Source organism: SAR202 cluster bacterium (assembly GCA_016872285.1).
Taxonomy (GTDB): Bacteria; Chloroflexota; Dehalococcoidia; order Lucifugimonadales.
The window spans coordinates 1-4,787 of sequence record VGZZ01000078.1 but is presented as its reverse complement, the minus strand read 5'-3'; the positions used below and the strand labels follow the sequence as shown (position 1 = coordinate 4,787).

The window sequence follows — 4,787 nt, the reverse complement described above, 5'->3', positions numbered from 1 at the left end:
GGGGGGGCTGGGCAAGCAGAGGTTTAGTCAACTCAAGCATAGGCATAGACCATTAGCTAGTTCTCAATGACATATACTCCGATTCAGAGGGAGGGCCTAACCGCCCTCCCTCTTTGTTTGAACGTCAACACGCTGAAATTTGACAAGGGCTTGTAACATTGTTACATTGTAACAAAACGACAAGAAAGGAGGACCGCGATGCCACCTGTAATTAGAATCGACGAGGAAGTTCAAAAAGAGTTAGAGGCACGGGCTATGCGTTTTGGCATGGTATTTAGCACACCAAACGAGGTGCTCCGCCGGGTCCTGGAGTTGACGAAGAACAATGGGACCAGCGGACCAAGGGCCGCCAGTGCTACTAGCTCGATTGATATAGAGGTCGAAACTATCTATTACCATAGAAAGTATAACTTAATTTTTATACCCAGAGACAAGCGTTCCTTCTTCCCAGGTTACAATGTGACTTTCACATTAAAGACAGATGTAAATGAAAGCCCTGCGCATGTGACTTCCGCTCCAAAAGGTACCGCGAAGGGTGAACCATTGGCGGGTCAATACATTAAGGGTAACCTGAAGCCCTGGTTCGACAAACACAAAGCGTTATCGAACGGTGCAGTCCTAAGGTTCACCGAGTTAGAGAAGGGAAAACGATATCAGGTCGAAATTATTCGGTATTCCTCATGAATTCCATCTTCGGAACCTAGGATGAAGTGGATAGTTGCGGACCCAGAACATCTTGGAGGCGCGCCAAGGGTGCGGGACACGCGTATTTCGATCAGATTGCTACTGGAACTGCTGGCCTCGGGGAAGAGTATTCCTGAAATCGTAGAGGAGTACCCCAGTCTCACCGAGGAGGCTATTAGCGGGGTGTTGGGGGAGTTGGGGCGGTGACGGTTACACCAGCTCCACCACAGCCTGATGGCCGGTGGCGCGGGCGAGGCGGGCGTCGCGGGTGAGGAGGGGGGCGTCCAGGGCTTCGGCCAGGGCGACGTAGGCGGCGATTTCTAAAGAGTGATCACCTGTCTGCGGGGTAGCTAGCGCCTCTCCTCCTCAGTGCTGTCTGGGAATCCCTCAAAGGACAGCTTGTCGCTACCTCCAAACTTTTCTATCAGCGCTCTAGATTGCTCTCTCGCCTCCAGTTCCTGAAGGAGGTAGGCGTTTAGGGAGAGGCCCAAGTCGGCGGCCTTTTGTTTTAGCCTGCGGTGAACGTCGTCGGGAACGTTGCGGATATAGAAGCTCGGCATAAGGTCAGCATAGCTCACACGCTAAGCCTGTCAATAGGCTTCCTGATTGAAACAGACTACTTCGTTCGCCGGCGGCGCGGGGCGGCGGCGCTGCTTTTGCTGGCGCCGAAGATGCCGAGGAAGGGGGAGCCGGCGCCGAGGAGGAAACCGAAGTCGAACCAGTTACTGGCGCGAGCCGCGTCGTAGACGGTGTGTTTATCCCAGGCGTTGAAGACATGGGCGATGAGGACGACCCAGGCCCGTATGCCGTGCCAGAGACCCCAGAGTAGTTCTTCCCACCACATGATGTTTTCCTACTTAAATGGGCCGCGGTAATTGATAGTATATAGTATGTTGAGATTCCTCGACTACGCTCAGGATGACAAAGAAGGGGAACGGGCGCGGCGACCGCGCCCCTACAACGCGGACGGAGCCTAGTCGCCTAGCTGCGCTAGAACCTCACCTAGTCTCGCTACCCGTTCCCGCAGGCCTTCCGCCCGTTCTTGTTCACGCTCAACGACGTCTTCCGGGGCTTTGGAGGCGAAGTCGGGTTTACCCAGGAGGGCTTGGACGCGGGTGAGGTTTTGCTGGGCGTCGTTTAGCTCGTTGGTGAGGCGGTGACGCTCGGCGGCGACGTCCACCAGGCCGCCCAGGGGGAGGCCGACTACTACCTGGCCAGCGACGACGGTTACAGTGCCGTCTTTGGGGGCGCTTTCGAGGCCCTGGACTACATCTAGCGATTCCAGGCGGGCAAGGGTTTCGATGGCGGCGCGCTCGTCACGGACGAGGGTGGTGTGGGTCTTGGGGTCGACGAGGGCTTGGAGGCGGGCGTTGGCGTCGACGCGAAGCTGGGCGCGGACGTTGCGGATGGAGCGGACCAGGGTCATGAGCTGGCCGATTTCAGCCTCAGCGGCGGGGTCAAATCGGGAGGCGTCGGCCTGGGGGTAGGGCGCGACCATGATGGAGTCAGGGAGGCGGCCTTCTTTGGGGAGGACGCCAGTGATTTTCTGCCACACCTCCTCGGTGACGAAGGGCATGAAGGGGTGGAGGAGCCGGAGGGTGCGCTCCAGGACATGGGCGAGGACGGGAAGGGGGCCGATAGATCTGCCTCCACCGATTGAATGATCAGGTTGTGGTGGAGCTTGGGCGGAGCGGAGTCGGACTTTGGCGAGTTCCAGGTACCAGTCGCAGAAGTCGTCCCAGAGGAAGTCATAGACGGCGGACTGGGCCTCGCCGGTCTCGAATCGGTCCAGGGCGTCGTTGACGCGCTGGGCGGTGCGGTGGAGGCGGGAGACGATCCATAGGTCCTCGCGGTGGGTGGGTTCAGACAGGTCATACCATCCGGCAAGAGAATCGGCCTTCTCAAGATTAGAGATAACAAATCGAGAGGCGTTCCAGAGCTTGTTGGCGAAGTTGCGGGCGGACTCCAGCTTCTTTTCGCTGAGGCGGAGGTCGTTGCCGGGGGCGGTGCCGGTGGTGAGGGCGAATCGAAGGGCATCGGTGCCGTAGAGGTCGATAAGCTTGAGGGGGTCGAGGACGTTGCCCTTGGTCTTGCTCATCTTGATGCCCTGGGCGTCGCGGACCAGGCCGTGGAGGAAGACGGTGCGGAAGGGGATGTCGCCGGTATTCTCCATGCCCATCATAATCATGCGGGCTACCCAGAAGAAGAGGATATCGTAGCCCGTCTCCATTACGCTGGTGGGGTAGAAGTGGCGGAGGTCGGTGGTGTCGTCGGGCCAGCCGAGGGTAGAGTGGGGCCAGAGGGCGGAGGAGAACCAGGTGTCGAGGACGTCGGGGTCCTGGGTGATGTCCGTCGAGCCGCAGTTGGCGCAGGCGGCGGGGTTTTCGATGGCGACGGTCATGTGGGCTTTGTCGCAGTACCAGACGGGGATGCGATGGCCCCACCAGAGCTGTCGGCTGATGCACCAGTCGCGGATGTTCTCCATCCAGTTGTTGTAGACCTTGGCGAATCGCTCGGGGACGATTTGGATGCGACCGTCAGCGACGGCGGCGTAGGCGCGACCGGCGATGGAGTCGGGCTCCGTGTGGCTGCCGACTTTTACGAACCACTGCTTGCTGACCAGGGGCTCGACGACGGTGTTGCATCGCTGGCAGTGGCCGACGGAGTGCTGGTAAGGCTCCGTTTTTTCCAACAGGCCGTCTTGCTCGAGGCGTTCGACGACGGCCTGGCGGGCCTTGAAGCGGTCCAGGCCCTGGAAGGGTCCGGCCTCGGCGGTCATCTTGCCGTCGAAGCCGATGGCGATGCGGATAGGGAGGTTATGGCGCTGGCCGATGTCGAAGTCGGTGGGGTCATGGCCGGGGGTGACTTTTACGGCGCCGGTGCCGAAGGAGGGATCCACGGCGTTGTCAGCGACGATGGGGATGGGGCGGTTAAGGATGGGAAGGAGGGCGGTCTTGCCGACGAGACGCTTGTAGCGCTTGTCCTTGGGGTTAACGGCGACGGCGGTGTCGCTAAGCATAGTCTCGGGTCGCGTGGTGGCGACGGTGATATGGCCTTTGCCGTCGGCCAGGGGGTAGTTGACATAATAGAGCTTGCCGCTGGTAGGCTGGTGGACGGTCTCGAGGTCAGAGAGGGCGGTGGCGCATCGGACGCACCAGTTGATGATGCGCTCGCCTCGATAGATAAGGCCCTTGTTATAGAGGTTGACGAAGGTGGTGCGGACGGCTTTGCTGGGGCCGGGGTCGAGGGTAAAGGCTTTGCGGGACCAGTCGCAAGAGGTGCCGAGGCGCTTGATCTGCTCGTTGATGCGGCTGCCGTATCTGTCGACCCACTGCCAGACGCGCCGCTCAAACTCCTGGCGGCCCAGGGCGAGGCGGGAGGTCTCGCCTTCCTTGGCGAGATCGCGCTCGACGACCACCTGGGTGGCGATGCCGGCGTGGTCGGTGCCGGGGAGGAGGAGCGTCGGCTCGCCCTTCATTCGATGCCATCGTGCGAGCATGTCCTCGATGGCGGCGGTGAGGGCGTGGCCGAGGTGGAGCTCGCCGGTTACGTTGGGCGGCGGCATGATGATGACGAAGGGCTTCCCTTCGACTGCGCTCAGGGCAGGCTTCCGCCCCCCGCTAGAAGGTATGCGCGGCTTGAAGTAACCCTTGTCCATCCAGGACTGGTATATGGGGCCTTCCACCTGGGCGGGGTTGTAGGCGGGAGGCATGTCGGAGGCGGGGAGGGTCATAGGGAGGCACCTTCGGGTTGTTGGTTAAAGGGGTATTGTAGCAAGGGCGGGAGAGGAGCGGGAAGTGTAGAGGAGTTAACAGTCGCCCTCTCAAAGATAAGAGGACTGGATTCCGACTTTCGCTGAAATAAGGGGGGGCGAGATAACCTCGCCCTTACATAAGATGTGGGGTGGCCTAGGAGAAAATGAGGCCTGGGTTCCAGTGGCAACAGATTCTTCGACTGCGTCCGAGTACGGACTTCGCTCAGCAACCGTCTTTAGAGTTAGGCATAAATCACCTTAGGAGAAAGATGCCAAGGGGTCTTATGTTTGAGCATAGCGTTGAGGATGGTAAGGAGCTTGCGCATGCAGGCCACCAGGGCCACCTTCT

General features: G+C 59.8%; 6 protein-coding genes and 1 pseudogene. 2 read left to right on the top strand and 5 right to left on the bottom strand.

Annotation, left to right across the window (positions count from 1 at the left end):
* The first annotated feature begins 198 nt into the window (after positions 1-198).
* Both FJ320_12760 and FJ320_12755 read left to right on the top strand, forming a co-directional pair.
* Positions 199-684 (top strand): hypothetical protein, encoded by a 486-nt coding sequence (locus tag FJ320_12760; GenBank protein ID MBM3926814.1) that lies wholly within the window; start codon positions 199-201, stop codon positions 682-684.
* 21 nt (positions 685-705) lie between these two features.
* A complete protein-coding gene (locus tag FJ320_12755) occupies positions 706-891 on the top strand; it encodes a DUF433 domain-containing protein (protein MBM3926813.1) in 186 nt (61 codons plus the stop codon).
* 3 nt (positions 892-894) lie between these two features.
* Here FJ320_12755 and FJ320_12750 read toward each other — a convergent pair.
* The 5 genes and pseudogenes from FJ320_12750 to FJ320_12730 form a co-directional block, all read right to left on the bottom strand.
* Positions 895-999, bottom strand: a pseudogene (locus tag FJ320_12750) (type II toxin-antitoxin system VapC family toxin).
* 35 nt (positions 1,000-1,034) lie between these two features.
* The gene (locus FJ320_12745) at positions 1,035-1,244 is read right to left on the bottom strand and encodes a toxin-antitoxin system HicB family antitoxin (GenBank protein ID MBM3926812.1); all 210 of its coding nucleotides are present in this window, start codon (positions 1,242-1,244) and stop codon (positions 1,035-1,037) included.
* A gap of 56 nt (positions 1,245-1,300) precedes the next feature.
* Positions 1,301-1,528, bottom strand: coding sequence for a hypothetical protein (locus FJ320_12740; GenBank protein MBM3926811.1), 228 nt, complete (start codon positions 1,526-1,528; stop codon positions 1,301-1,303).
* A 129-nt stretch (positions 1,529-1,657) separates the two neighbouring features.
* Positions 1,658-4,417, bottom strand: a complete 2,760-nt coding sequence (locus FJ320_12735; GenBank protein MBM3926810.1) for a valine--tRNA ligase — start codon at positions 4,415-4,417, stop codon at positions 1,658-1,660.
* 263 nt (positions 4,418-4,680) lie between these two features.
* Positions 4,681-4,787: IS110 family transposase (locus FJ320_12730; protein MBM3926809.1), on the bottom strand; the 107-nt coding region annotated here is incomplete at its 5' end.